This window comes from Neobacillus sp. 19, assembly GCF_049463095.1.
GTDB lineage: Bacteria > Bacillota > Bacilli > Bacillales > Cytobacillaceae > Neobacillus.
The window spans coordinates 208,255-232,337 of record NZ_JBMPZU010000031.1 but is presented as its reverse complement, the minus strand read 5'-3'; the positions used below and the strand labels follow the sequence as shown (position 1 = coordinate 232,337).

Genomic DNA, 24,083 nt, shown 5'->3' with positions numbered 1-24,083 from the left:
TAAGAATAGATTCCCAATTGGGATGCTGTTTTATTCTCCACGTATGGAAACTGCCTCATTTAATTATTCTTTTCCACTTATTTGACCGTTTGTTCACTGCGGCTTTTCCATGTCATCACACCATCTTCTTCATCGATCTCAATGGTGACATCGACAACACCTTTCTCCGCCATGATTTTTTCCTCTAATCGGTCTTTAATATCATCGGCTGCGGCAACGGTTAGCGTTGGGTCAATTTCAATTTCCAATTCTACATGCAAGTCTTCTCCTTCTTTAATGACCGTTATGTCCTGAATATCCATGACATCGGGGTCTGCCATGACAAGCGTCCCAATTTTGTTTTCCATTTCCTCATCTGCCTGCCCAATAACACCTGCAGCATTGTCTAAAAAGACCTTTCCGACAACAAAAAACATCATCACGCCAATCAGTATCGAGGCAATCCCTTCTAACTGATGGAAATTTGTAAAGTGGGCAATCACAACAGCAATAATTGCTAACAATCCACCCAAAGTAGCGACAAGGTCTTCCATAAACACAAGTTTTGTCGCCGGTTTTGCCCTTCCTACATTAGCAAAGCTCTTAACAAACACACTCGGCCCACTTGCTTGGACATCAATTTCATGCAAAATTTCCTTCATGGCTTTAAATAAGACAAAGGTTTCAAGTAGCGTGGAAACGCCAAGAACAATAATATTAATGATAAATCCGCCGGACTTGGTTGGATGGACCACATGATGCCAGCCTTCTTTAATGGTTTCAAAAGCCATAATTCCGACAATCAGCACCGCCCCCAAAAGAACTAAATTGACAAGGCGGCCAAAGCCGTTCGGATATTTTTCAGTTGGCGCTTTTTTACTTAAAGCTGATCCAACAAACACAAAAAATTGATTGGCAGCATCCCCGAGACTATGCATCGTTTCGGCGAACATCGCCACATTGCCTGTAAACATAAAGGCCACACCTTTAATGATCGAAATAATCGTATTAATAATGGCGGCCAGCATGGCAGACTTATTCCCGCGTTTCAAAAGCTGTACTAATTCACCCATGGAATCCTCTTCTCTTTTCATTTGTTTTCTTTAATATTTTCTAAAATTGCCTATTTCATTAAATAAATGATGGATAACGTGCGAATGAGCAAAAATAATTTCATCATTCAAAACAAAAGGCCCCTCGCTGCACCAGCGCAAGGGGCCTCTCCATTTAAACGTTTCTTAACACCAAGTATAAACGGTTATTCCGTTCATCCTGCTCTTCAGCAGATGCCAAATCATATTTTTTCAAAAGGTGGAATACTTCATTTAACAAATCCTGGGTATGCTCCTTGGCAAAAAACTGATCGAATAATGGCTTCATCTCCTCAGGTAAAAAAGCAGCCTGGGATTCGTATTTACTTTTTACATCCTCATGCGAGTGATCTAACTTGCATTCGCTCATTCGGAACCCTCCTCACCTATGTACTTACCTCTAGAATAGCAGAAATAACCAAACAAAACCAATGGCAGCGCCACAAAAAAAAGCCCATCTTGGGCTTTTACTTAACCTTCTCATTATCCGTCACTTCTAATACATCCAATAGGAAGACAAAGATTGGAATCCCGATGATCAGACCCCACACACCGAAGAAATGCTCGGAAAAAATCAGGACGATAAATGTATAGAAAACAGGTAGATTGGTTTTGGAACTCATTAAATTTGGATTTAAAATATAGGCCTCGATCCCGTGGATCACCGCAATTGCAATCATAACATAGACCACCTTCATGATACCGCCAATACTATAGGCGATAATCACAAGCGGAATTAACGAAATAATCACGCCGGCAACCGGGATTAAGCCCAAGACAAAAATCATAATCGATAAGCCGCCCAGCTGAGGGAAATCGAGCAGCCACAAGAAAATCGTCGTCAAAATGCAGTTCACTAAAGCAATGATTAATTGCGCTTCGATTACTTTACCAAACGTCCGGACGAATTTCTGGGCAAAAAATTCAACTTCCACGTAAATCGACGAGATTTTGCTCGTTCTAAATTTCCCGGTAAATTCAATTAAGCGCGGTTTCTCCAACAAACAAAACAGGCTCAACAACAGGGCCAATAACACCTGCAAGGTTATTTTACTAATATCAGTAAAATATTTAATGAGGAAGGTAAAACCCTGCTCCAGGTAATTGGAAATTTGATTTTCTTCCAAGCGACTGACGAGATAATTCAGAACAATATTATCATGCTGTGCGGTATAAAAAGCAGTTAATTGCTTGATCAGCGCCGTAATTTCACCGGCAATCATCGGCAGGTACATCACTAAACCGTAAGAAAACAAACCGATCATACAGGAATAGGATACAATCACCAGTAACCTGCGATTCAGCGGAATTTTCTTTTCAAGAAATTGCACTAACCGGTCCATTAAAAAAGTAAAAATAAACGTGAGTAAAATTAAATTAATCATTGATTTCATCGCATATAAAATCAGCGCGATGAACACAAAAATGGCTATCCTTTTAAATCCGCTGCTGTGCAAAAGTTTGTTTATCATAGGCAATTATCGAACCCCATTATTTTTACTATTAGATATAAATTTATTATATCAAACCACTAGGCATTCTGTCCTTTTTAAAATGCTATCTTGCACTAAATTGAACGGGTGTCATCGTGCTCTCAATAGCTTTACCCTCAAAGCCCTGTTTACTCAAATAGTCAAGCAGCGCCGGAAGATGATTAAGTGTTTCCTGCCTTTCATGTAAAAGAATTACCTTCGGCCCATTATGGTCAGCCAAATGGTTTAATTGTTCAATAACACTGTCAACGTAGCGGGCATCCTTATAATACCAGTCCTTGCTGTCAATATTCCAATCCCACATTTTATAGCCATTCTCCTGAACGGCCTGGCGATATTCCACTGTCATATGGGGAACACTGCCGTAAGGGGTCCTCATAATATACGAATCAACACCCGAAATTTCCTTTAACGTATTACGGTTCTGTGTTAATTCTGCAATGACAGAATTAGCTGATGCATAAAATGCTTTCGGACTATGGGACACACTGTGAAGGCCCACGGTCTCACCGTTTTGAACCATTAACTTTACCGAATCAGGATATTTCCGAATATTTCCGTCAATCATAAAAAAGGTCGCCTTGAATTGATACTGTTCCAAAAGGGCAATGATTTCACCGGAAAATGCTGCAGGACCGTCATCAAACGTCAAATACACTGTCTTATTGTTCCCCTGTTGCTCCGTCCTATTTTGCTCCGACTCTCCTGCGTTGGATTCGTTCACTGGTGGTTGGTCAGTAGGTGTATCGTTTGTGGCAGTTTGGGCTGCGGCAGTTTCAGTAGTAGGTTTTGGCGTGTTACTATTCTCAAGTTCTTGCTTATTTCTCCAAAACACCGCTTGTTCTTGGTGCTTACGGATCAGGTGTTTTTCTAGCTTAAAATCCTCAGTGTTCTTTATAATCGATTCTGGTGTAGGTCCTTTGGCTGCTGCACGATTAAAAGATTCATTTTTTGAGTGATTACTAGGTTCACCCGCCGCCTTCGCCTGAAAATAATTACTGACAAAAATACCGGCCAAAATGAGCCCAATCGTAACAATGACACTTAACATCCCTTTCGGCCATCCGCTATTTTGTTTCCCCATTTTTCTACCCTCTTTGTTGTTTTTTTCCTTCTCCCATTATAGACGAATTCCCATCCATTTTGTTTCAAATCTATTAAAAATATTACAATTCTATTAAAAAATCTTGCTAATACTATGACATTCGACAACACGGTTTGACAATAGCATGTATACCCTTCTTTACAACTGATTTACAACTTTTTACCAATCTATTATAACAGTAAAAAATGGAAAAAGGAGTGGCGGGAAGAAAATAAATCAGAAATTTCAAAAAGGAGTACAGGCAAATTTAATGGGGGTATGACATACATATCATTGAACGAGAATTACTTTTGCAATCTTACCTATGGAATTCGTTTCTTCTGATTACTTTTGGAGGTGATGGTTGTGTCAGGTGGGCTTAAAGCTCTGCTTTACATCTTATCCTTTCTCATTCCCGTGGTTGGAATTATCTTAGGCATTATTTGGATGAATGATCAGGACCTTGAAAAAAAAGCAATTGGAAAAACCTGTTTGATTGTAGGAATTGTCGCCATCGTCCTATCCTGTATCTGTTGGTTTGCAGCATCAGCGCTGTCCATTGCCCCGGCGTTTATGACGGGGTATTAGGTGAATGAAAAGAACCCAATTCATCATGTTGAGTTGGGTTCTCTCTCATAAGGAGTGATGACCATTGATCCAAGACCTATTCCATTTCTTCGGAAAAGCGATCTGCCACCAGTTGGAGGAACGGTCACTCCAGGCATCAGGCGAAACACTCTCCGTTTGCGCCCGTGACACCGGCATCTATATCGGCATTTTTTCAACGCTCATCTATTTGTATCTGTTCAAACGAGGGGCAAAAATCACGATTCCTACAATAAAAATAAGCTTGTTTCTTCTATTATTATTAGTCCCCCTGATGATCGACGGCTTAGGCTCTTATTTACACTTATTTAAAACCGATAATACCCGAAGATTGCTAACCGGAATTAGCTTCGGACTTGCCCTGCCTTATTTTATTTATCCGCTGCTCTCGGCAAAAGCGCTTGATGAAACGAGTAAGCCCGTCATCACTCAAAAGAAGGACTTTTTCGTTCCATTGATTTTCAGCTGCGGATTGGGTGGACTGGTTTATTGGGGAAAGCTTTCATATTTCGTTTTTGATGGCTTCATTATTTTAATCATTATTACTTGGTTCAGCATGTGCGGATCATTTCTATTTTCAAAGATCCAAAACACCCGTCTAAAGACAGCCCTGTCGGTTTGTTCCAGTCTTGTATTTCTATCTACGCTTTCCTTGTTACATAGTCTGATTTTATAAGAAAGAGAGCATTCCCACCAGGAAAATCGCTCTCTTTTAAAAATATCTATTCTTCATTAATAGCATGGATTAACTCTTTTATTTGCTTTAATTTCTGAGGATTTAATTGATCCTCGGATAATTCAATTTCTACCTTTAATATACTCTTAATGGAAGGCTTATGTTTCTCCTCCGTTTTTTTAGTTTTCACTAAATCTTCCACTTCAACCCCGAACGTCGCAGCTAATTTTTCTAAGATATCCAAGCTGGGGTTCTTCTGGATCCCCCGCTCAATTAAACTTAAATATGATTTGGAAATCCCAGTTAGTTTACTTAACTTTGATAATGAATATGCCTTTTTCTTGCGCAGCCTTTTGAGTATATTTCCATCCATCGTATCTCTCCTTCTGTTCAACACCCACCATCCCACCATTTAATACGCGACTCTATAAAAAAAATTAACCGCCTAGTCCTTTTGTCACCAGATAAATAACCAATGGCCCTAGGATCACGATAAAGATAGAAGGGAAAATGAAGAACACCATAGGAAACAGCATTTTTACCGGTGCCTTCATCGCCTGTTCACGAGCAGCCTCGCGACGCTGTTCGCGAATTCTTATGGTTAAGTTTCCCAGCACCTTGGCCATCCCAATACCAAGCTGGTCGGCCTGGATGAGTGAAGTAATAACACTTTGAAATGAATCGGAAGGAACGCGCTTGCGTAACTCATAAAATGCTTCCCGTCTGGATTTCCCCAGCTTCATGTCTTCTAATGTTTGAAAAAATTCATCTGCCAGCGGACCTTTAATCTTTTGCGAAACCTCTGCTAACGCCAAATCGAGTCCCATCCCGGCTTCCAGCAAAAGGTTTACCGTATCAAAGTAATCGGGCATCGCTTTATTAATCGCTTTGATTCTGGCCGTTTTCTTTTTCCCGAGATAAAACACCGGAAGGCGGAATCCCAAAAATGCCATTGTAATGATCATCAGCCAGGTTAACATTTTGTTATCAGATAGCGGCAATATAAAGAAGAAAAAAGGCAAGCTCATGCCGGCACTAAGGACAATTTGAAACAGGCGAAAGTCGATTGCGGATTTAAACGGATAGCCTGCATCCTTTAGTAACGTGTCTAATTTTTTCCGTTCCACCTTTGAAATCCGTTTATTTAATGCCTGCGTTCCTTTATTCCAATAGATATCAATAAGCTGCCTTATCCGACCATCCTTTCGCTCCCCTAAAGAATCCTCTTTTATTGTGGCTCCTGCTTCGCCAAAATACATGTTCACCCGTTCATTATAGGCAAGTTGCTTTTTAAAAATAGTGAACATTAGAGCTGCCAAAACCGAGGTCATAAATCCAGCCAGTAGAAAAAGTAATAAGATATCCAGCATCCTTTACACCTCAATTCGGATGATTTTTTGAATAAATACCCAGCCAAGAATCGTGGAAACAGAGGCGACAAACAGCATCGCCCATCCTAGCGGATGCTCAAGCATGGGAGCAAAATACTCCCGATTGACTAAGGCTAAATACAATGCGAGGCCAACAGGAATCAAGGTAATAATCCAAGAGGACATCCTTCCCTGCGCTGTCAAGGTGCGTAACTCCTCTAAAATACGAACCCTGCCCCTGATCGTATCTTCCATCGTTTCCAGCAGTTCCGCCAAGTTTCCGCCGCTTTTCCGTTGGGCAAGAATCGCCCTTACGACGACCTCCAGCTCATTATTTGGCAATCTTTGTACCATTTCTTCAAACACGTCTTCCAGTGGTACACCAAGTCCTGATTGGCGGACAACCCGATCAAATTCCGGGCCAAGCGGATCGGGAACTTCCTTGCCGACAAGCTGCATTGCCTGCATAAAACTGAAACCTGCTCGCATCGAATTCGCCATCATCCCCAGCACTTCGATTAATTGATAATTGGCTCGGGCCAATCGCTTTTTTCGTTTTTGCTTCATCATCGTTTTCGGGATAATAAATCCAAAAACAGCAGCGAAGAGAAACAAGTACCATGGTAATCCTAGTAAACCGGTAATAATAGCAATCCCAGCTGCAGAAAGAATACGCAATGCAAAAAATTCCTCCGGTTTCAAGTTGCTGCCGGCTTCTACTAATAATTTCTCAGTACGTTCACTAAATTGAACACTGTTAAACATTCTTGCTATTGAAAGAAAGAAGCGCTTGAAGACAGACGGTTCCTTTTCTTGACCTTCCACTAATTCTTTCATCTGCGGCGATGGTAAAAACTCTTTCATTCGGTTGTTCATTCTTCGTTTCTTTGTGTATTCACTTAATAATAAATACATCAAAAGAGTGGCCAAAATGACAATCACCGTTAATTCAAGTACAAGCTCCATCTCTCTACCACTCCCCGACAAACCATGTAGCAGGCAGTTTATATCCATTTAATTCAAGCAACTCTGCAAACTTTGGCCGAATACCTGTGCTAATGAATTTCCCTTCAATTCTGCCGTCCGAGCTAAAGCCTGTTTCCTTAAATTTAAAGATGTCCTGAAGAACGATCGTTTCTCCTTCCAAGCCTAGTACTTCGGTAATATGGGTGATTTTTCTTGTACCGTCTTTCATTCTGGACTGATGAACAATAACATCAATGGCATTGGCAATTTGTTCGCGGATCGCTTTTACCGGTAAATCAAATCCCGCCATTAACACCATTGTTTCCAAACGGGAAAGGATATCCCGTGGAGAGTTCGCATGTCCGGTACTTAATCCACCGTCATGACCGGTGTTCATCGCTTGAAGCATATCTAGTGCCTCGGCACCGCGGACCTCCCCGACAACAATGCGGTCAGGCCGCATCCGGAGTGCGTTACGCACTAAATCCCGGATCTTAATTTCGCCTTTTCCTTCAATATTAGGCGGTCGCGATTCCAATGAGACAATATGCTCCTGATAAAGCTTCAACTCAGCTGCATCTTCGATCGTTACAATCCGGTCTTCATTGGGAATGAAGGAGGATAACACATTTAGTGTCGAGGTTTTCCCTGAACCGGTTCCACCACTTATAAAAATATTAAGCCTTGATTTTACACACATATCAAGAAACTCCGCCATCATTTCATTCACTGTTCCAAAGTGAATTAAATCTTTTATTGTGAAAGGTGTTTCGGAAAATTTCCGAATCGTCAAACTTGGCCCTTTAAGCGCGAGTGGAGGAATAATCGCATTGACACGTGAGCCATCCGGCAGGCGGGCATCTACCATTGGTGAGCTCTCATCAATTCTGCGGCCGATTGGAGAAACAATCCGCTCAATCACCCGCATTACATGGAGGTTATCGGTAAAATTCACATGGCTTTTGTATACCTTACCGTTTTTCTCATAATAGACTTGATCAAAATTATTGACCATGACTTCACTGATTAATGGATTATCTAATAGCGGAGAAATCGGACCGTAAGCGAGCAGTTCATCTTTAACGTATTCCATTACTTCCTGTTTTTCTTCAAAAGTCAGCCTCGTGCCTTCTTGGTCAAAAAAGCCCTGAGCCAATTCTTCTATTTTTCTTTTTTCAGTTTCTTTATTCTGTCCCGGATACTTTTTCAATTCCTCCAGCAGGAAATTATGAAGATTGGATTCGATATCCCAAAATTCCTGGGACTTTTTTGAAACGGGGATTGCCAAACTCTCTTTTGTTGCGGTTGTTGCATTATTCCCCTCTATATACCGTTTAAATAGTGACATTCTTCTTTCCACCTCGCTTGCCTACTTGAAACCACTTTTTATCCTTTTTTGATACCACATGTCCATCACTTTTTTGTGCGTAAAGCTTTTCAGTTAAATTCAATACAGCCTTACCAATGCTGCTACGAGGGTGTGATAAGAGAAATGGCTGCCCTGTTTTGATGGAAGACGATACGATATTCCCCTGATCCGGAAGAGTATGGTACACATCAATTGTCAAAATTTCTTCGATTCGCTTCTGGTCAAGTCCCTGCCCCTTTGCATTGCGATTCAAAATGAGTTTTACTTTTCCTCGCAAATGAATAGCCTCAAGTGTATCTAAATAAAGTTGACATAATCTCAGTCCCGAAATTTCATTCAGTGACAAAAGTAAGATTTCATCAGCAAGATCCAAACAGCGCAGGTGAATCTCAGATAAATAAACTGGCATATCAATGAGGATAATATCAAATTGATTTTTGACTTCCTCGATTGCTTCCTTCATATGTTTTTCGGAAATACCTTCAAAGAATTCAGGCCGCGGTGGGGCAGAAAGAACAGATACACCGCTGTCAACGGTAGTCATATATTGACTGATGGAGTAATTTGGGCGGCCATACCCCTCCTTTACCCATTCATAAATCGTTTTTTTGGGTTTTACATTATAGTAGATGCCGACCTCGCCAAATTGGAGGTTGCCATCAATAACGGCCACTCTTTTGCCCATTTTGGCAAAAGCAACGGCAAGATTAATGGTTAATACCGTCCGGCCAACACCACCTTTTGGACTTGAAACAGCAATCACTTTCCCTTGCTCTTTTACTAGATTGATTGAGCTTGGTTCCATCCTTTCACGGTGATTCATAAATTTCTTTGCGTGAGCGACTGTTTCAGACAATTCCCCTAGGTCATATGTAGAACGAAGAGTATCGGAAGCACCCATTAACATCGCCTTTTTCAAGTTCTCCATCTCTTCAGGTACAATCAGAATAATATACACATGCGGATAAAGCGCCGAGATTTCCTGGCATAGGTCATACACATTAAACTGTGTATATGCTTCCAGAAAGATCACGGACTGATTATTCCCAGCCAATAGGGAATGTAACTTCTCCACTTGATTGGCTGACAAAATCTGATATTGCTGCTTTTCAATAAATTTTTTAATCTCTCTAGGTGGAGAATTCGTATCGGAAAAATAAACCCAGTTTATACTCATTATTGTCCCTCCCCTGAATCATCTTTGATTACTTCTCTTGTTTGTTTGGTTCCTGCTTTGCCGGTTTCAGTATCTTCATTATTTCTTAGCATTAAATAGAAGCCGTCTTTATCTTTGGAAGCCAGACCGAGCATGACCCCTTGCTCTACGGTAACTTCCAATGTGACGGTTTCATATTTGAGGGCACCTTCCTTGTTGTCTGACGATTGACCGGAAGTTAGCACCTTTACATTCTCAAGGACAAGCACTGCCGATTTAAATTTCTTATTTGTCGAATCATCTTTGGTAGTTTCATAGGCAATCACATCGACCATCGAATTCGGGGCAACATACCCGGAAACTCCGCCTTCTAAATTCACTCTAATCGAAATAGCTCGTTTTCCTTTGCTGACATCAACCATTGGATTAGTGAATTCTCTTTCGAGCTCTTTCTCCTTTTCCGCTAGTTTCTCTTTTTCAATTTCTTCTGCAGATTTTTGATTTTTTCCCCCATTTGATTCCTCGGTAACTTGCGAACTGGCTGGAGTAGAAGCATTTTCTTTTGCTAATATAGCTACATAAACCACACCCGCAACCATCAACCCTAATATTAAAGAAATAAGCCATATTTTTTTTGTGTTCATAAAGTCCTCCTAGGTCCCTTGCTACTTTTGATTTAACTCCACCAATTTGACATTAATTCTACGGCCTTCCCTATTCCACTCTCATATATGTTTCGTCTATTAAATCTATTGTCTTTAACAGAGGACTAAGTACAGGTGTAATAAAGGAAAATGTATAGCTGATTGTAACTTTGACATCTATTCCAGGTGTTCTGTCAGTTGTCGAGACAACTACATTCCCGTATTTTTCCAAATTAATACTTTTCGCCCGACTCTTAGCAATTTGTTCCACTGTATCATTATCTTTTCCAATGCTTGCTGCCCTAGCAGCTTCCCTTCCTGCATGATCAATAGTCAAATAGGCATGAAAAGCTCTTCCAAAATCAACAATTCCGAACAATAACATAACTAAAAGCGGAAGGATTAGCGCAAATTCAACAAGCGATTGCCCTTTTTCCGATTTCATCAAAATCCACCCCAGATAAGCGTACATAATGTACCCAGAACAATAGCGACCCCATATGGGAATGAAACACTTGAATTCTTTTCTTTTGTAAGTAGTATGGAACCAAGATTACTTTCGAAAGAATCCTACGGAATAATAATATGATTTCATTGAATTGATAAAACCTTTTTGCTTAATAATTACCACTACGGCAATTAAACCGCCAATTAAGGCAGTATAGATAAAAGAATAAAAAACAAAACTAGTGCCCATAAGTGCCCCAATTGCGGCCATTAGTTTTACATCACCTGCACCTATACCTCCTAATAAATAGGGAATAATAAGTAATCCTAGTCCTACAGCAAACCCTCTAGTTGTAAAAACGAATCCTTCCCAACCAAGTGTCGTAGCATAAAATATTAATGCAATTAATATTGAAGGAATAGTTACGATATTTAAGATTTTCCTTTTTTGTAAATCAGTTATAATTGAAATAAGTAATGCAGCTATTAATACCATTTTTAAAATCATATTATCTACCTCTACTTTTGAAGAAGCCCCACTTTTTAATAGTAGGGCTTCAATAATATTCTAATTAATGTAAATAGATTTTAAGGAGTATTTGCACTTACTAATGCATTTTTGACTGTTGTAAATAGAGTTTTTAGTTCTGGGCCAATTAGTAATAGGGTGGCAACTACTGCAACCGATATTAATCCAATAAGTAAGCCATATTCCGTCATTGCTTGCCCTTCTTCTTCAATAACCAAGTTCTTCAATTTTTGCAACATTTGTATTCCTCCTATAAAATAGTTATTTTTAATTTCGTTCTATATTTAGAACTTAATTTAAATATAAAACGAACTTCTTAATTTGAAAATGTCCATTTTTGGTCATTCTGGACTAATTTATTGTGGTTTTCCTATCTTTCCTCTATTATTCTAATTTTTCCTTAGTTTTTTGTTCTTTTAAAAGAACGTAAAGTTTAATATAATGAACTTAATGTTATTAGTTTAAAGGAGATTTTAAAATATGTGCGAAAAAACAGTATTCATTCCATACCAAATTAAAGTAGCTGATTCTTTTTTTACAAGACTGAGAGGATTAATGTTTCGCAAGGATCCGATTAAGGATGAAGGGCTTTGGATTGTGCCATGTAATTCGGTGCATATGTTTTTTATGAAATTTCCTATTGATGTTGTTCTTCTTAATGAAAGGAAAGAGGTTGTTAAGTTGTATCCGAATTTAAAGCCCTGGAGTATGACCAAACCTTTGAAAGCCGCATATTCAACTCTGGAGCTCCCTGCTGGATCGATTAATAACTTAGGCATTATTGTTGGCAGCTTTATTCATGTTAAATAAACTCTAAATTAATTTATCAATTTTTTTTGACAGGCTTTCTGCACATTATTTAGTGAATTTAAGGGAAATAAATCTGTACAAAGAACTAGTTACATATTATCATTCTTAATAAAGAACAGTTCGAAGAGGGGTTGCTTTTAATGCTTAAAAAGTTTTGGGCAGAAGAAAAAGGACAGTCCATGGTAATGTTTGCTATTTTTCTAGTTGCTTTAATTGGATTTGCGGGGTTAGCGATAGATGGGGGACGACTTTATATTTCAAAATCTCAGTTACAAAAGGCTGTTGATGCGGCAGCACTCGCAGGCGCACAAGAAATGATATCTGGTACGGAGGATGATGCAAGAATAACAGCAGAAGACTATGCAAGGAAAAACTATGATAAAAACGATAATCCAATAAGTTATACAATAGAATTTCCTTCAAATGACAAAATTAAAGTAACTGGGCACGAAGTTGTTCCTTTTTTCCTAATCTCTGTATTAATGCCGAAAGATAAAGAAGCTACTGTTCCCGCAAGTGCAACAGTACAACTTACCAGAACACGGACGGTGGTAAGCAACATTTGGGACTATTTAATTTTTTCAGCTGCTACGGCCGATTCTAAGGGAAAGGAGTTTGAAACTACAATTAATGGTGGAGAGAACAAATTTAGTGGTGATATTCATATTAATGGAGCTTCAAAAATTGGTAATAATCCAATTTTTATCGATGGTAAGTATGAGTATGTTGGAACGTTGGATGATAAACATAATTCAATTGAAAACACTAAAGAAAAAAAATCAGCCTATATAGAAATGGTAAAAATAGATAAGGATGAATATAAAAGAAAAGCAACAAAGGTATTTAATAGTGAAGACGAATTCTTCAAAAATATTAGTGCAATTAAATCCACTGATACTATATTTGTTAATGGAGATGTTCACTTTAGTGGTAACTCCAACGTTTATAAATGGGCTACACTATACGTCTCAGGTGATATAAGTATAAATGGAAATGGTCATAATTTTAGTGGACTTTTATATGCTCCAAATGGAGAAATTAGAATTGATGGAGGAGGAATGACATTCAAAGGATCCCTAATTGCTTATCATATTAATACCCTAAATGGGTCAAATAATACTTATACTTATGATGGTCAATTTAAGGACCAACTTAGTGAGGAAGATGTTTCAATAAAAATAGTAGAATAATAAGGGGCTCCATTCTGAATAAGTGGCTATTTTCCTGATTCAATTCAGAAAATTGCTCTTCCTCATAATTAATAATTTTTTATAAAAAAACATTTAGGTTATTCTCAATAAAGTATGAAATACACTCCACTATTTTTGAACTTTGAACTATTTAAAGGATGTGTTGTTATGTTCAAAAATTTAATGATAAATGAGAATGGTCAATCACTTATACTTGTGGCTTTTTCCATAATAGCTTTAATAGGAATTGCCGGTTTAGCGATTGACGGGGGAAGATTATATTTAACAAAATCGCAGCTTCAAAAGTCAGTGGATGCAGGTGCACTTGCAGGTGCAGATTATCTATTAGATATCATGAAACAAAGACAACTATCAGAAAAAGACCCTGCTTTCACTGATTCGAAGACTCAAGCTAAACTTATTACAGAACAAAATCACGAAATAAAAAGTGAAAATGGGCATTATGAATATAGTGCCAAAAACGCCGGTGCAAATTATGTTAGCGTCTACGGAGAAGAAAATGTAAACTTAACGTTAATGCCTGTTTTAGGATTAAATAACACTAAGGTAAGTGCCTTTGCACGAGTGAAAATTGGGGATATAAAAAGACAAGGTATTGGGCAGGTAATTCCAATAGGGATACATTTAACAGAAAAAGTCGTGGCAGGGAAAGTAACCTATGAAAAACTTGAATTTGGAAAAGAACTAAGTATTACGTCAAGTCCTGGCTCTGGAGTAAAAGGAGATTTTGGTTTCTTAAACTTTGGGCCTTTAGATAATCCTCCTAAAAATGGGAATGGATCTCCACTACTTGCAGATTATATAAGAAATAGCTCTCCAGCACCACTCACAGCTGGAATGAGTGTAAATACCCTTCCAGGTGATAACGTCAAAGCAAATAAAGTTCTAGAAGCATTCGATTATTTAAATACAACAAATAAATTAGTGTATGTACCTATTGTTACCGCATTTGGAGGAACATCGGTTACAATTAAAGGTTTCGCTCTTTTTGAACTAGTTGGTTTTGATCCAGGTACGCATACAATAACTGCAAAATTTATTAGTTTAGAACAACCCGGTGAAATTGGTGACTCTGCTGAATATGGAAGTTACGATTCCAAATTAATTGAGTAGTAAAAAAGTAGTCTTATCGAATGGAATTCCAACAGAATTACCAGATTCTGAAGTGGTTTATGACGAAACACCCATAGATTCATTTAACGTAAAATCAATTCAATATTTGCGTCATAAGGTACAATTATTATGTCGTGAATTATCAAAATGGCATTTTAATTGGGGCAGGCAATACTTCTGTTCCTAATATTTTTGATTACTAAATTCAAAAAAACCTCTTTGAATCCAGGTTCAAAGAGGTTTTCCTATATTAAAATTGATTCGACTGATCCTCAGACTTCCCGTTTGCAGGCAATTTGCCCTTTTCATGTTTCGTAAGAGCCACTGTAACGAAGCTAAGCTTCGGAACAAGCCAGTAGGAAAATAGTGCTGCAGCAATTCCGAACAGTGCCGAGGTAAGTATATCCCCAGGATAGTGAACACCAACCATGATCCGTGACGTTCCCACAAGCACAGCAAGGATGAGCCATCCCCAGCCCTCTTTCTTTCGGACTAACCAAATGGAAAAACAGATTGAGAAAAATATGATGGAATGGTCGCTCGGAAAGGCATTATCGACTGCTTTATCAACAAGTTTGTTCACGTTCGGCAGCTCGGCGAATGGCTGGTAATGGGAATATAAACTACCGGCAATTTTTCCAAGGACTTCGGCGACTGCAACTGCGAGTAAACCTTGAACCACCATGATTCTATTTTGGCTTGTTTTGGTAAACCAATACACCAACAATCCAATGATTAAAATATACAACATATATTCTGCCATGAAGATGGCGATGGGATTTAGGAAATCATATTCTTTTCCTAAATCATTGATCGCCCGAAAGGCATCGATATTTACTTGCGAAATAGACAATGTTCTTACCCCCTGCTTATTATTTCTAGTCCCTTGCTTCTAATCAGCAGAAGGCTTGATCTGGTGCTTATTTCTTACCTGACTATACATACTTTACGATTCATTCATAATCGACTCGGAGACTATTTTTCACTAAGACTTGAAATGTATTTTTCAATGCACCCTTATTTTGAACTGAGAACTTCAGGTTTTGGCTGCTGTTTCTGATTATATATAGGCAAGATGAACAGTAAACCGATAATAAACAAGACAGCCGATGTTTCAAACGTTGTAACTAATGAAAACTTCTCTTTTAAAATCCCGGCAATACTCATCGTGATAACCATTGAGCCGGCGAACAGCGGACTTAAAATTCCGTTGACGCGGCCGATAAAGGCCTCTTCTGTTTTTTGCAAAATCAAGGTATTGATCCCGATTTGAATACAAGGCATCATCAAACCGTTCGCAAACTCGGCAATCAAGGTAATCCAGATGTTTGTCGACCATCCCATTACAGCGATGCCGATGCCATTGACAAGCATTCCAAAAACAAGCAGACGCTGCGGTGCCACATTTTTGGCAAAAATCATGGCCACGGCACCACCGATAATCATCCCCACACCGTTGACCATTAACAGCCACTGGAGGTTTTCCTTCGGCAGATTTAATTGCTCGGTAACGAGGAAAATCGATAAAGGATTAATGAACCCGACCCCTAGCCCTGCTGCCATAAAACATAGGCCCAGCAGGCTCAATTCTTTTTTTCCAAGAACATACTTAACTCCACTTTTCATTTCTTGCAGTAATGTGGAATCACCGACGTCTTCCAATGGGCGATCCTTTGGCAAGAATGCAAGGGCCGCCGCTGAAAGCAAGAACGCAAGACCGGTGATGGTGATGGAGATGTCAATGCCAAACGATTGGAAAATGAATGTTCCAATTACCGGTCCCAACACCATAAATAAAGCGAAGACCGTTTGGTAGACAGACATCGCCTGCTGCACTTGATCCGGGGATAAATGCATTTTAAACAATTTCATTCCTGAAGGCTGCGAGAATTGTGAAAGGATGGCTGAGATTAAAGTCGCGAAAAACACTACCTTCCACGTTCCGAAAATTAGAGTGATGAGTACGACAAAGATGGATACTGCACTTAAAATATCGCACCAGACCATCGTCTTTTTCGGAGCCCAGCGGTCGGCAAAGGTTCCGCCAATAAACGAGAAGATAAAGATTGGCGCGAATTCAGCCACCGAAATCATCGAGACGGCAAAGGCATCACCATTGGTTTGGTCCATAACGAACAGCAATACGGCAAAGTTTCGCACCCAAATTCCAATTTGTAAAAATAATCCGGACATGATAATAGCTAGAAAGACCCGGTTTTGAAACAGGCCTCTGGTTGGTGCCGGTTGTGTTATGTTTTTTTCCATATAAAAACCTCCTGCAGTAATTTTCCTGGCAGGAGGCGGCACAATACAATTTCAAAGCAACAAAATATCCCGGCGTGAAGGACACTATGATCTTATCGACTTGTATAAAAGTACAGACTAATCCTATCCAGAAAAAAAAGATTGTATTTTTTTCATGAGAAATAGGATTATAAGATCATCGTTCCAAGGTCACCCTTCCGTTTTTTGTAAGGTTTATTTTAAAGGATTTACCGCTTTTAAGCAAGTATTTTCATTTTGGGAATTTTTTAGGTGATTTTTTATTGGCTGAGGATGATGCTCTAATAACCGTCATATTTTAGTTGAGAATCCCATTGACAATGATTCTCATTATCTATAAAATGACCTGTATAGAGAATCCATCGAAGGGGGATACAACATGTTTAACATGCTTTTTGGGTTGAAGGATATTCACACAGTTCTAGCAAATCAACGAAAAATCGGCGGTGCAGCGGAAGCAGATTCGATTCGCTTATCATCTGGTGAAACCTACCAAAACCCCGTGTTTACAAATGTTGATATCTCAAAAGGACACTATGTCTCCGTCGGCTTTATCGATGAGGACGGCACAAACATCATTGCCCACGTCGACCAAATTGCCGTCATCAAAGGCTTGCAGCATAAATTAATTTGCCAGTTAAATAACACGTTCATCAAAGAAATCATGGTCCGCGATACATTGCAATACTTACAAAGATTATGTGAAGTCAATGCCGGTTTCATTACCTCAACGTTCAAAAAGGAAGCATTGAAGCTCGTTCACGATATTAGTGTGAAAGAGTTGAAAAATCACAATGTATCACTGCCATTCCCAGTTGAAGATAAATTAGTTCGTTTACATGCGTAAACGAGGTCCGATAATGGACCTCGTTTTTTTGTGGTTTGGGTGGATATTTGATTCCTATTAGAGAATTTCCGCCTGGCATGCCAAACGATAGCTGCCCGCGATTGCTTTATTTAGCTTATTGTGCTCTTGTTCATTTGGCTCAGATAATCCCGAGCCTTGGAGCACTTTCACCGTACACTGACCGCAGGTTCCTTTTCGGCATTTAAACTGGATTTGCTTTCCTTGGTTAAGTGCTGCATCCAGAAGTTTCCCTTTTTCTGGAGAAATTTCAAACTGGATGTCGCCCTGCTGTACTATAATTTTTTCGGGCTTGATGACTGGAGAATGCTGTTCTGGTACTTTTCTTTCAAGTTTGATTGCTGGCGATTGCTGAATGTTTCTATTGGGAACGGGCACTATTTTTCCAGGAATCAGTGATCCTACTGTAAAAACTCGCTGCGCCACCCGTTATTCCCCTATGAATTCCAGTGTGCAGATCGCCGACGGCCGTTTGATCCGCAATACAGCCGTTTCGTAAACTCGGAATGGGTGGTTCATTCCTTCCTGTCCCATATACGCCGTATCGAAATCCTCAGAAACAGCAAGGTCTAGGTTGTTGCGGCCTGTATTTAGAATGACTCCAGCTCTCCCTTTTAATACGGGGGATTGGAACACGCCATCTGTGACCAGTTCACGAATATGTTCGATTTCTAACACATTTGTATCCCTATGTACACGGTGGATAAGTGAGTAAAGCTCTGGCGAAAGCACAAGGGCAAATGGGCCATTATGGTTCATTTCCAGGAGCTTACTTCTTGCTTCGACAATATCCTGAAAAGCCGTTCCGGATTCATACCATTCGCCAATCAAATGTGTAAGGCGGCCTTGCACATTCATGAGCCCAGGGATATCAAATTCCTTTGCCCCGTGAAAAATCATTTGGTCTTCAAGATTCGCCACATCGCGGGCTGCATTGGCTGCGGGTGAAAAATCAACCGGGATGTCCAGCACCTTTGCCTGTTCAAGGTCCCGCCAAAAAAGAACAAAATCCTTGTAGAGCAATGGGATGGTGTGGTTGACCCGTTTACTCGATTCAAATGTCGTATCAAACGAACCTTGAATATCCATTTTTGCTTCGATGGTTTCTGTAAAAATGTCATTAGCAATGCTTTGCACGCCTCGTCCAAGCGGTCCGTACAATTCGATAAACCGGCGTCCCACCAACTGCCTGCGTGCCGTTTCAATGACTGTTTTATCTAATTGATTGAATTCGTGATCCGATAAGGGGGCATCCGGAAATAACTGTGATTTACTCATGAATCCTTCCTCCTTCTTCTGGAAGTTAGTACCTTGTGTTTTTTATTTAGCGGGTTTGGGATTGAATTCCGCCAAACCAGAAATTTTAAGTTACCCTTTTAAAAAAACTACCTCAAACTCCCTACAGTGAAGCCTTTTTTATGTTTAACCGTAACCCTAGCTGGCGCAGCGGCACCTGACCGTTCAAGGTGGTCATGATGCTCGTCGTGGTGGGCGTGCGGGTCCACGTAGTTTGTGTCGAAACGACTGTTGATTTCATTTAACATTGCTTTGACCTGTTGATAATCCTGGTAGGATACCTCACGCAATTGGTTTAACATCGTGCTCCGGTCCTCGTCGGTAAAACGAAACAGCGCTAAGTCGAGGTGCTCGACGAAATTATGTAGGCCGAACTTTTCTAGATTCAGCTCTTGCAGGAGCCGGTTAAATTCATTGTTCGTTGGAGCAAAATCGGCATCAGACTTTTCTTTTTCAAACTTACTGATCAATGGTATTAACTCCACTAAGCGTGACAGTCGCTGCTCCTCTTCTTCGAAAATATGATGATAATACAGTCGTTCATGGTCATCGGTGGCATTTTGAATCACCGGGTTAAGCATATTCATAAATTTTTCAATGGCATCATAGGTCGTCGTAAAAATCCGATGAAAGATCTTTAGTTCCTCTTTCACTTCCTGCACCCCCAAAATTCAACTACCTGTCATTATTGACGTCCAACAGAGGTTTTAAAACCGGAAAACAAATAAAAAAAGCTCAGCAACACTTTGCCGAACTTTCCAAATTTATTCCTTTATGAAATCTAAAAAATCAGTTACTCCTATTTTATGGAATCGCTGGTTCTTTTTAACCAGCCATAAATCTCTCATTATCGTTACGTCAAAAATATTTACTCCCTTTAAGGTCCCTTGCTCCAATTCTCTTGCTACTGTCAACCGCGGCAGGATACTGACCCCTAGTCCTGCTTCCACAGCACTTTTAATCGCTTGTGTGCTCCCTAATTCCATATAACTTTCAATTTTTTCTAGGATGCCATGTTCTCTTAACATATTTTCAACGATTAGTCTTGTTCCTGAACTGGATTCGCGCCATATCATTCGTTCATTTGCCAGTTCTTTAATTTGGATTTGTTCAGTCCACACATGCTCAGGGGAACAAACAAGGAGGAGCTCGTCGTCGGCAAATTTTTCGACGATAAACTTTTCGTTTTCAAAAATCCCTTCAACTAAAGCCAAGTCGATGACATCATTGAATAAATCATCGATTACACCAGGCGTATTCTTAATCGTTAAAGATACCCTTATATCCGGTTGTTGCTTTTTAAAGCGCCCTAACAGGCTTGGCAATAAATATTCTCCAATGGTAAACGATGCCCCCACGTGAAGGGTTGAATGATATTCTCCCGTTGCCTGTTTAATGACTTCCTTGGACCGATTGAAATCATGGATGATGGTTTTTGCAAAAGGATATAACATTTTGCCCGTTTCCGTCACCTTCATTTTTCCATCCGTTCGATCGAATAACAAAGTGCCATAAAAATTCTCCAGTTGATGGATCTGCCGCGTTACCGCTGGCTGAGATGCAAAGCTTAATCTGGCGGCCTGACTGATGCTTCCTTCATCGACAACCAAACAAAACAATTTCAAACTCTCTATGTTCAATAGGAAAACCCCCATATCCACAAATTCAGACCAACCTACTAGGTATAACAATCTGTTATACCCTATCCATTTATTGCAATTTACCCATACGCTTTCTTTTGCTAATGTAATAGATAGTATGATTCATATGATATACAATACACTATAGTTTCCCCACAAAGGAATATATTACATAAAAAGAAAGAGGGAAAAATAATGAAGGAACAATGGAAATTACTGTTCCAGATATTTTGGAGTTTTTTCAAAATTGGCCCTGTAACATTTGGCGGGGGTTTTGCCATGATCCCCTTAATCGAAAAAGAAATTGTTGAAAAGAGAAAATGGTTAAAAAGTGAAGATGTGACGGATGTGTTTGCCTTGTCTCAAACCGTCCCGGGAGGAGTTGCCGTTAATTCGGCGACATTTATCGGGCAGCGGATTGGCGGGCTGAAAGGGGCGATTGCCGCCTTGATTGGTGTGTCGCTGCCCACCTTTTTAATCGTTCTCACACTTGGGATCTTCTACTTTTTCGTTCATGATAATCCAAAGCTAGAGGCAGCGTTTATCTCGATTCGAGCCTCTATTGTGGCCATCATCGTGTATGCCGCGATGAAAACGATCAAGACAGCGATAGTTGATAAAACCACATTCTTGATCATGCTTGTGGGAATACCGGCATTGTTCTTCATCCATCCGATCGTTGCTATATTTGCTGGCGCATTATCTGGTATTTTTACCGTCTGGATTAAACGAAAAAAGGGCCGACCAGTCGAATTGGAACAGCGTAAAGACAAAGAAACAGATCCAACCCAACATCCCGATTATTTCATGGGTGCCGGGATATAGGAAAAGCGCAAGCGCCCTGTTCAGCGGCGTATGGCCTGGAGCACTCCAACTGAGATAAAGGAAACACGGTGAGCGGAGTGAACCGATGTTGACTTATCGTAGGGCGGAGAGCGAAGGACACTAGCCGCTAGGGCGCTGGAGCTGGACAATTCTCAAAGTTGAAATTTATTATTTCCAATAATATTAACAGAAAGGGGCGATTTTATGGTTCTGTGGCAGCTGTTTAAAACATTCTTTATGATGGGCTTTGTCTCCTTTGGAGGGGGCTATGCTATGATTCCCCTTATAGAAACAGAGGTTACAAAATATGGATGGATGACGGCGGAGAAATTAACCAATATGATTGCCATTGCAGGCATGTCACCCGGTCCGATTGCAACCAATAGTGCGATTCTTGTTGGTTATTCAACAGCAGGTGTAGTGGGTGCGATTGTGGCAGCCATTGGCATTTTGCTGCCGTCCATCATCTTAGTAGCGATTGTCGCCACCTTTTTCATTAAGTTGCATCACATTCCCGTAGTCCAATCGATGTTTTATGGATTAAAACCGATCGTGGCTAGTTTAATCATGTACGCCGCGATTAGTTTCGCCCGTGCAAATAACCTGATCTCGGTTCATCTCTCTTTTCAGTCGATCAGCTTGTTGCTTGTATTTGGATTATCTCTGCTGGCTCTAATAAAATTTCGCTGGCATCCACTCTACGTTATCTTGCTTTCGGGCATTGTTGGTGTGGCACTTTATTCATAATATGAGAAAAAAAGGTCAGTCTTCCGTCACTTTCATGCAGCGGAGGACTGACCCTTTTTTAAAGTTAGAACTGGACAAAGGGCGGGTCGAGTTTAAATTCTTTATTGGCATAAATCGCCGATATTTCAGGTGATTGCAGTAATATTGGAATTTTATTTCCCGGAAGGCTCAAGGAAACCCCATTGAAAACCGTCTTATACGTATGGTTAATCCTGAAGGGAATCCCCTCAGGACCGAATAATCTTTGAAGATCATTCTGAAACCGAAGATGACTCGCCGCCACGTCTTGCTCCGCCTGCTGGAGGGATAGTGGAAAGCCGCTGGAGTTCGCGATGGCAACCGCCGCATGAGCCGGCTGCGTTTTGAAATGAATGATAATGGTAATTATGTTATTTGTTTTCATATTAATCATTGGATCTATATAAATAGTCGCCATATGAATTCTCCCTTTTTACATAAGTTAATAATTTTCTATCATTTCAACAAAATTCGACAATTTCCATTTTGATTTTCTGCTAGCATTACGATTAATAGAACTTAAGTTATTTAAGTCATTCGCTAATCGCATATAGGAAGGTAGGATCAAAATGAACGAAGGAAAGGTAATTAAACTTTACCGTGAAAAGGCCAACCTAACCCAAGAACAGTTGGGTAAAGGGATTTGCTCCGTCACCCATATAAGTAAAATTGAACGGGGACTAACAGAATATTCTCCCGAAATTACTTCACTTTTAGCAAAACGCCTTGGAGTTGACATCCAATCGGAGCTACAGCGTCTGAACGGAGTTGAAGCACTCATTCAGGATATGGAAAATGCCTTGATTAAACAGAAGTTTGACGAAGTAGAAACTATTATTCCAAAACTATTTGATGTCCCTATTCTTGCTGTATCAAAATTTCAAATTCACTTTGACCTTCTACTCGCCAGATACTACTGTTCCCAAGGGAACCCTCGAAAAGCCATGAAAATTCTTTCCGCCATCCAAAAGGATATGGATAAATTATCTTCCTATGAAAGTAATTTACTAAAACATGTTTTAGGAATCTATTACATAACCGAAAAGAAATATATTAATGCCATTGATTTATTAAAATCAATCAATCCCAATCAATATAGAAATTATGAATTTTACTATAATATGGCTTATTCCTATCATTCAATTAATTCAAAAGTACTGGCTTACTATTATGCCGAAAAGGCATTAACCTATTTTAAGGAAACAAATAATTTTAATAGAATCATTGATACAGAAACACTAATGATCGTGCAAATTGGTGATAATGAGTATTTAAACTTTCAAGAGACGTTGGCGCAGTATCAGTCACTTCTTCAAACGTGTGATATATGTAATTTTATCGATAAAAAAACAAAGCTTCTGTATAACTTTGCCTATAACCGGTACCTTCGCAAAGAATATTTGGAAGCGAACGAATTATATAAAGAAGCAATGCAGCTTTGTGAGAATAATTCTCCCCTCTATTTCTGGTCATTTGAAGGATATATTCGCTGTGCCTATGAAGGTTCCTTGTTGGAAAAAGATAAATTGACAGAACTGGTTGCTGACGGAATGTTGTCGCTCACAAAAAATCCAACCGATCGGCTCAGTCATATATTATTTACGATGTTAAACTATGAGATTGCGGAAAGTATTGAGCTGTACAAATTTATAGACGAAACTGCCCTGCCATTTTTCAAAGAAAATGAATTATTTTGGCTCGTTCAGCAGTATGAAAAACGGCTCTTTGTCCACTACTCAGAATCAAGTCAATTGGAAAAAGCGCTGAAAGTAGCAGCTTCTCTTTTAAAAATTTATTAAATTTTGTATAGAAATCAATTCATCATTATCATAACTTGATAGTTGATAGATTGTAAATTGGGGTAA

At 39.6% G+C, this 24,083-nt stretch carries 29 protein-coding genes; 9 read left to right on the top strand and 20 right to left on the bottom strand.

The features are described 5' to 3' along the window. Nucleotides 1-77 precede the first annotated feature (77 nt). The 4 genes from ACO1D1_RS10055 to ACO1D1_RS10040 all read right to left on the bottom strand — a co-directional run bounded on the left by ACO1D1_RS10055 (nt 78) and on the right by ACO1D1_RS10040 (nt 3,647). The gene (locus ACO1D1_RS10055) at nt 78-1,052 is read right to left on the bottom strand and encodes a cation diffusion facilitator family transporter (protein WP_423335912.1); all 975 of its coding nucleotides are present in this window, start codon (nt 1,050-1,052) and stop codon (nt 78-80) included. 154 nt (nt 1,053-1,206) lie between these two features. Then, nucleotides 1,207-1,440 (bottom strand): hypothetical protein, encoded by a 234-nt coding sequence (locus tag ACO1D1_RS10050; protein ID WP_423335831.1) that lies wholly within the window; start codon nt 1,438-1,440, stop codon nt 1,207-1,209. 97 nt (nt 1,441-1,537) lie between these two features. Further along, a complete protein-coding gene (locus ACO1D1_RS10045; protein ID WP_423335830.1) occupies nt 1,538-2,548 on the bottom strand; it encodes an AI-2E family transporter in 1,011 nt (336 codons plus the stop codon). A gap of 79 nt (nt 2,549-2,627) precedes the next feature. Next, nucleotides 2,628-3,647, bottom strand: a complete 1,020-nt coding sequence (locus tag ACO1D1_RS10040) for a polysaccharide deacetylase family protein (protein WP_423335829.1) — start codon at nt 3,645-3,647, stop codon at nt 2,628-2,630. 366 nt (nt 3,648-4,013) lie between these two features. On the opposite strand from ACO1D1_RS10040, the gene ACO1D1_RS10035 reads away from it, so the two are divergent. Together ACO1D1_RS10035 and ACO1D1_RS10030 are read left to right on the top strand one after the other, a co-directional pair. Continuing rightward, nucleotides 4,014-4,235, top strand: a complete 222-nt coding sequence (locus ACO1D1_RS10035; protein WP_149871529.1) for a hypothetical protein — start codon at nt 4,014-4,016, stop codon at nt 4,233-4,235. 64 nt (nt 4,236-4,299) lie between these two features. Beyond that, entirely contained in the window at nt 4,300-4,929 is a 630-nt protein-coding gene (locus tag ACO1D1_RS10030) for a DUF2085 domain-containing protein (RefSeq protein ID WP_423335828.1), read from the top strand. A gap of 46 nt (nt 4,930-4,975) precedes the next feature. On the opposite strand, the gene ACO1D1_RS10025 is transcribed toward ACO1D1_RS10030, so the two are convergent. The 9 genes from ACO1D1_RS10025 to ACO1D1_RS09985 all read right to left on the bottom strand — a co-directional run bounded on the left by ACO1D1_RS10025 (nt 4,976) and on the right by ACO1D1_RS09985 (nt 11,649). Then, the gene (locus tag ACO1D1_RS10025; protein WP_423335827.1) at nt 4,976-5,302 is read right to left on the bottom strand and encodes a helix-turn-helix domain-containing protein; all 327 of its coding nucleotides are present in this window, start codon (nt 5,300-5,302) and stop codon (nt 4,976-4,978) included. Nucleotides 5,303-5,366: 64 nt separating this feature from the next. Further along, nucleotides 5,367-6,299, bottom strand: a complete 933-nt coding sequence (locus ACO1D1_RS10020; RefSeq protein WP_423335826.1) for a type II secretion system F family protein — start codon at nt 6,297-6,299, stop codon at nt 5,367-5,369. Nucleotides 6,300-6,302: 3 nt separating this feature from the next. Continuing rightward, complete coding sequence (locus ACO1D1_RS10015; RefSeq protein WP_423335825.1) at nt 6,303-7,265, bottom strand: type II secretion system F family protein; 963 nt, start codon at nt 7,263-7,265, stop codon at nt 6,303-6,305. A 4-nt stretch (nt 7,266-7,269) separates the two neighbouring features. Beyond that, the gene (locus ACO1D1_RS10010; protein WP_423335824.1) at nt 7,270-8,613 is read right to left on the bottom strand and encodes a CpaF family protein; all 1,344 of its coding nucleotides are present in this window, start codon (nt 8,611-8,613) and stop codon (nt 7,270-7,272) included. Continuing rightward, nucleotides 8,600-9,811 (bottom strand): AAA family ATPase, encoded by a 1,212-nt coding sequence (locus ACO1D1_RS10005; protein WP_423335823.1) that lies wholly within the window; start codon nt 9,809-9,811, stop codon nt 8,600-8,602. Before ACO1D1_RS10005 ends, ACO1D1_RS10010 begins: the two co-directional genes overlap by 14 nt. Beyond that, a complete protein-coding gene (cpaB, locus tag ACO1D1_RS10000) occupies nt 9,811-10,434 on the bottom strand; it encodes a Flp pilus assembly protein CpaB (RefSeq protein WP_423335822.1) in 624 nt (207 codons plus the stop codon). The genes ACO1D1_RS10005 and cpaB overlap by 1 nt, the downstream gene beginning before the upstream one ends. Nucleotides 10,435-10,504: 70 nt before the next feature. After that, the gene (locus ACO1D1_RS09995) at nt 10,505-10,879 is read right to left on the bottom strand and encodes a TadE/TadG family type IV pilus assembly protein (protein ID WP_423335821.1); all 375 of its coding nucleotides are present in this window, start codon (nt 10,877-10,879) and stop codon (nt 10,505-10,507) included. A 108-nt stretch (nt 10,880-10,987) separates the two neighbouring features. After that, on the bottom strand, nt 10,988-11,389 hold the full coding sequence (locus ACO1D1_RS09990) for an A24 family peptidase (protein WP_423335820.1): 402 nt from the start codon (nt 11,387-11,389) through the stop codon (nt 10,988-10,990). An 80-nt stretch (nt 11,390-11,469) separates the two neighbouring features. Further along, the gene (locus ACO1D1_RS09985) at nt 11,470-11,649 is read right to left on the bottom strand and encodes a Flp family type IVb pilin (RefSeq protein ID WP_423335819.1); all 180 of its coding nucleotides are present in this window, start codon (nt 11,647-11,649) and stop codon (nt 11,470-11,472) included. 241 nt (nt 11,650-11,890) lie between these two features. On the opposite strand from ACO1D1_RS09985, the gene ACO1D1_RS09980 reads away from it, so the two are divergent. The 3 genes from ACO1D1_RS09980 (at nt 11,891) to ACO1D1_RS09970 (ending at nt 14,544) form a co-directional block, all read left to right on the top strand. After that, nucleotides 11,891-12,220, top strand: a complete 330-nt coding sequence (locus tag ACO1D1_RS09980; protein ID WP_423335818.1) for a DUF192 domain-containing protein — start codon at nt 11,891-11,893, stop codon at nt 12,218-12,220. A 140-nt stretch (nt 12,221-12,360) separates the two neighbouring features. Then, a complete protein-coding gene (locus ACO1D1_RS09975) occupies nt 12,361-13,410 on the top strand; it encodes a TadE/TadG family type IV pilus assembly protein (protein ID WP_423335817.1) in 1,050 nt (349 codons plus the stop codon). Between the two features lie 168 nt (nt 13,411-13,578). Beyond that, nucleotides 13,579-14,544 (top strand): Tad domain-containing protein, encoded by a 966-nt coding sequence (locus tag ACO1D1_RS09970; RefSeq protein WP_423335816.1) that lies wholly within the window; start codon nt 13,579-13,581, stop codon nt 14,542-14,544. Between the two features lie 250 nt (nt 14,545-14,794). Here ACO1D1_RS09970 and ACO1D1_RS09965 read toward each other — a convergent pair whose 3' ends face one another. Both ACO1D1_RS09965 and ACO1D1_RS09960 read right to left on the bottom strand, forming a co-directional pair. Continuing rightward, on the bottom strand, nt 14,795-15,397 hold the full coding sequence (locus ACO1D1_RS09965; RefSeq protein ID WP_423335815.1) for an undecaprenyl-diphosphatase: 603 nt from the start codon (nt 15,395-15,397) through the stop codon (nt 14,795-14,797). A 164-nt stretch (nt 15,398-15,561) separates the two neighbouring features. Continuing rightward, nucleotides 15,562-16,809 (bottom strand): MFS transporter, encoded by a 1,248-nt coding sequence (locus tag ACO1D1_RS09960; protein ID WP_423335814.1) that lies wholly within the window; start codon nt 16,807-16,809, stop codon nt 15,562-15,564. 397 nt (nt 16,810-17,206) lie between these two features. On the opposite strand from ACO1D1_RS09960, the gene ACO1D1_RS09955 reads away from it, so the two are divergent. Beyond that, nucleotides 17,207-17,674, top strand: a complete 468-nt coding sequence (locus ACO1D1_RS09955; RefSeq protein WP_423335813.1) for a hypothetical protein — start codon at nt 17,207-17,209, stop codon at nt 17,672-17,674. 57 nt (nt 17,675-17,731) lie between these two features. On the opposite strand, the gene ACO1D1_RS09950 is transcribed toward ACO1D1_RS09955, so the two are convergent. The 4 genes from ACO1D1_RS09950 to ACO1D1_RS09935 all read right to left on the bottom strand — a co-directional run bounded on the left by ACO1D1_RS09950 (nt 17,732) and on the right by ACO1D1_RS09935 (nt 20,628). Beyond that, nucleotides 17,732-18,118 carry a 2Fe-2S iron-sulfur cluster-binding protein gene (locus ACO1D1_RS09950; protein ID WP_423335812.1) on the bottom strand — a complete coding sequence of 129 codons (387 nt, stop codon included), beginning with the start codon at nt 18,116-18,118 and terminating at the stop codon, nt 17,732-17,734. Between the two features lie 3 nt (nt 18,119-18,121). Beyond that, nucleotides 18,122-18,970 carry a family 1 encapsulin nanocompartment shell protein gene (locus ACO1D1_RS09945; RefSeq protein WP_423335811.1) on the bottom strand — a complete coding sequence of 283 codons (849 nt, stop codon included), beginning with the start codon at nt 18,968-18,970 and terminating at the stop codon, nt 18,122-18,124. A gap of 107 nt (nt 18,971-19,077) precedes the next feature. Next, nucleotides 19,078-19,641, bottom strand: a complete 564-nt coding sequence (locus tag ACO1D1_RS09940) for an IMEF encapsulin system ferritin-like cargo protein (RefSeq protein ID WP_423335810.1) — start codon at nt 19,639-19,641, stop codon at nt 19,078-19,080. Nucleotides 19,642-19,752: 111 nt separating this feature from the next. Continuing rightward, a complete protein-coding gene (locus tag ACO1D1_RS09935) occupies nt 19,753-20,628 on the bottom strand; it encodes a LysR family transcriptional regulator (protein WP_423335809.1) in 876 nt (291 codons plus the stop codon). 195 nt (nt 20,629-20,823) lie between these two features. On the opposite strand from ACO1D1_RS09935, the gene ACO1D1_RS09930 reads away from it, so the two are divergent. Both ACO1D1_RS09930 and ACO1D1_RS09925 read left to right on the top strand, forming a co-directional pair. Then, nucleotides 20,824-21,453 carry a chromate transporter gene (locus ACO1D1_RS09930; protein WP_423335808.1) on the top strand — a complete coding sequence of 210 codons (630 nt, stop codon included), beginning with the start codon at nt 20,824-20,826 and terminating at the stop codon, nt 21,451-21,453. 204 nt (nt 21,454-21,657) lie between these two features. Beyond that, nucleotides 21,658-22,200, top strand: a complete 543-nt coding sequence (locus tag ACO1D1_RS09925; RefSeq protein WP_423335807.1) for a chromate transporter — start codon at nt 21,658-21,660, stop codon at nt 22,198-22,200. A gap of 64 nt (nt 22,201-22,264) precedes the next feature. Here ACO1D1_RS09925 and ACO1D1_RS09920 read toward each other — a convergent pair whose 3' ends face one another. Beyond that, nucleotides 22,265-22,636 (bottom strand): protease inhibitor I9 family protein, encoded by a 372-nt coding sequence (locus tag ACO1D1_RS09920; RefSeq protein WP_423335806.1) that lies wholly within the window; start codon nt 22,634-22,636, stop codon nt 22,265-22,267. Between the two features lie 151 nt (nt 22,637-22,787). Between ACO1D1_RS09920 and ACO1D1_RS09915 the strand changes: the two genes are divergently transcribed. Beyond that, nucleotides 22,788-24,017 (top strand): helix-turn-helix domain-containing protein, encoded by a 1,230-nt coding sequence (locus ACO1D1_RS09915; RefSeq protein WP_423335805.1) that lies wholly within the window; start codon nt 22,788-22,790, stop codon nt 24,015-24,017. Nucleotides 24,018-24,083 lie beyond the last annotated feature (66 nt).

Bases quoted from the DNA above. Each gene is read 5' to 3' on its own strand.
- ACO1D1_RS10055 (WP_423335912.1), bottom strand. From the start codon at position 1,052: ATGGGTGAATTAGTACAGCTTTTGAAACGCGGGAATAAGTCTGCCATG.
- ACO1D1_RS10050 (WP_423335831.1), bottom strand. From the start codon at position 1,440: ATGAGCGAATGCAAGTTAGATCACTCGCATGAGGATGTAAAAAGTAAA.
- ACO1D1_RS10040 (WP_423335829.1), bottom strand. From the start codon at position 3,647: ATGGGGAAACAAAATAGCGGATGGCCGAAAGGGATGTTAAGTGTCATT.
- ACO1D1_RS10025 (WP_423335827.1), bottom strand. From the start codon at position 5,302: ATGGATGGAAATATACTCAAAAGGCTGCGCAAGAAAAAGGCATATTCA.
- ACO1D1_RS10020 (WP_423335826.1), bottom strand. From the start codon at position 6,299: ATGCTGGATATCTTATTACTTTTTCTACTGGCTGGATTTATGACCTCG.
- ACO1D1_RS10015 (WP_423335825.1), bottom strand. From the start codon at position 7,265: ATGGAGCTTGTACTTGAATTAACGGTGATTGTCATTTTGGCCACTCTT.
- ACO1D1_RS10010 (WP_423335824.1), bottom strand. From the start codon at position 8,613: ATGTCACTATTTAAACGGTATATAGAGGGGAATAATGCAACAACCGCA.
- ACO1D1_RS10005 (WP_423335823.1), bottom strand. From the start codon at position 9,811: ATGAGTATAAACTGGGTTTATTTTTCCGATACGAATTCTCCACCTAGA.
- cpaB (WP_423335822.1), bottom strand. From the start codon at position 10,434: ATGAACACAAAAAAAATATGGCTTATTTCTTTAATATTAGGGTTGATG.
- ACO1D1_RS09995 (WP_423335821.1), bottom strand. From the start codon at position 10,879: ATGAAATCGGAAAAAGGGCAATCGCTTGTTGAATTTGCGCTAATCCTT.
- ACO1D1_RS09990 (WP_423335820.1), bottom strand. From the start codon at position 11,389: ATGATTTTAAAAATGGTATTAATAGCTGCATTACTTATTTCAATTATA.
- ACO1D1_RS09985 (WP_423335819.1), bottom strand. From the start codon at position 11,649: ATGTTGCAAAAATTGAAGAACTTGGTTATTGAAGAAGAAGGGCAAGCA.
- ACO1D1_RS09980 (WP_423335818.1), top strand. From the start codon at position 11,891: ATGTGCGAAAAAACAGTATTCATTCCATACCAAATTAAAGTAGCTGAT.
- ACO1D1_RS09975 (WP_423335817.1), top strand. From the start codon at position 12,361: ATGCTTAAAAAGTTTTGGGCAGAAGAAAAAGGACAGTCCATGGTAATG.
- ACO1D1_RS09970 (WP_423335816.1), top strand. From the start codon at position 13,579: ATGTTCAAAAATTTAATGATAAATGAGAATGGTCAATCACTTATACTT.
- ACO1D1_RS09960 (WP_423335814.1), bottom strand. From the start codon at position 16,809: ATGGAAAAAAACATAACACAACCGGCACCAACCAGAGGCCTGTTTCAA.
- ACO1D1_RS09955 (WP_423335813.1), top strand. From the start codon at position 17,207: ATGTTTAACATGCTTTTTGGGTTGAAGGATATTCACACAGTTCTAGCA.
- ACO1D1_RS09945 (WP_423335811.1), bottom strand. From the start codon at position 18,970: ATGAGTAAATCACAGTTATTTCCGGATGCCCCCTTATCGGATCACGAA.
- ACO1D1_RS09930 (WP_423335808.1), top strand. From the start codon at position 20,824: ATGAAGGAACAATGGAAATTACTGTTCCAGATATTTTGGAGTTTTTTC.
- ACO1D1_RS09925 (WP_423335807.1), top strand. From the start codon at position 21,658: ATGGTTCTGTGGCAGCTGTTTAAAACATTCTTTATGATGGGCTTTGTC.
- ACO1D1_RS09920 (WP_423335806.1), bottom strand. From the start codon at position 22,636: ATGGCGACTATTTATATAGATCCAATGATTAATATGAAAACAAATAAC.
- ACO1D1_RS09915 (WP_423335805.1), top strand. From the start codon at position 22,788: ATGAACGAAGGAAAGGTAATTAAACTTTACCGTGAAAAGGCCAACCTA.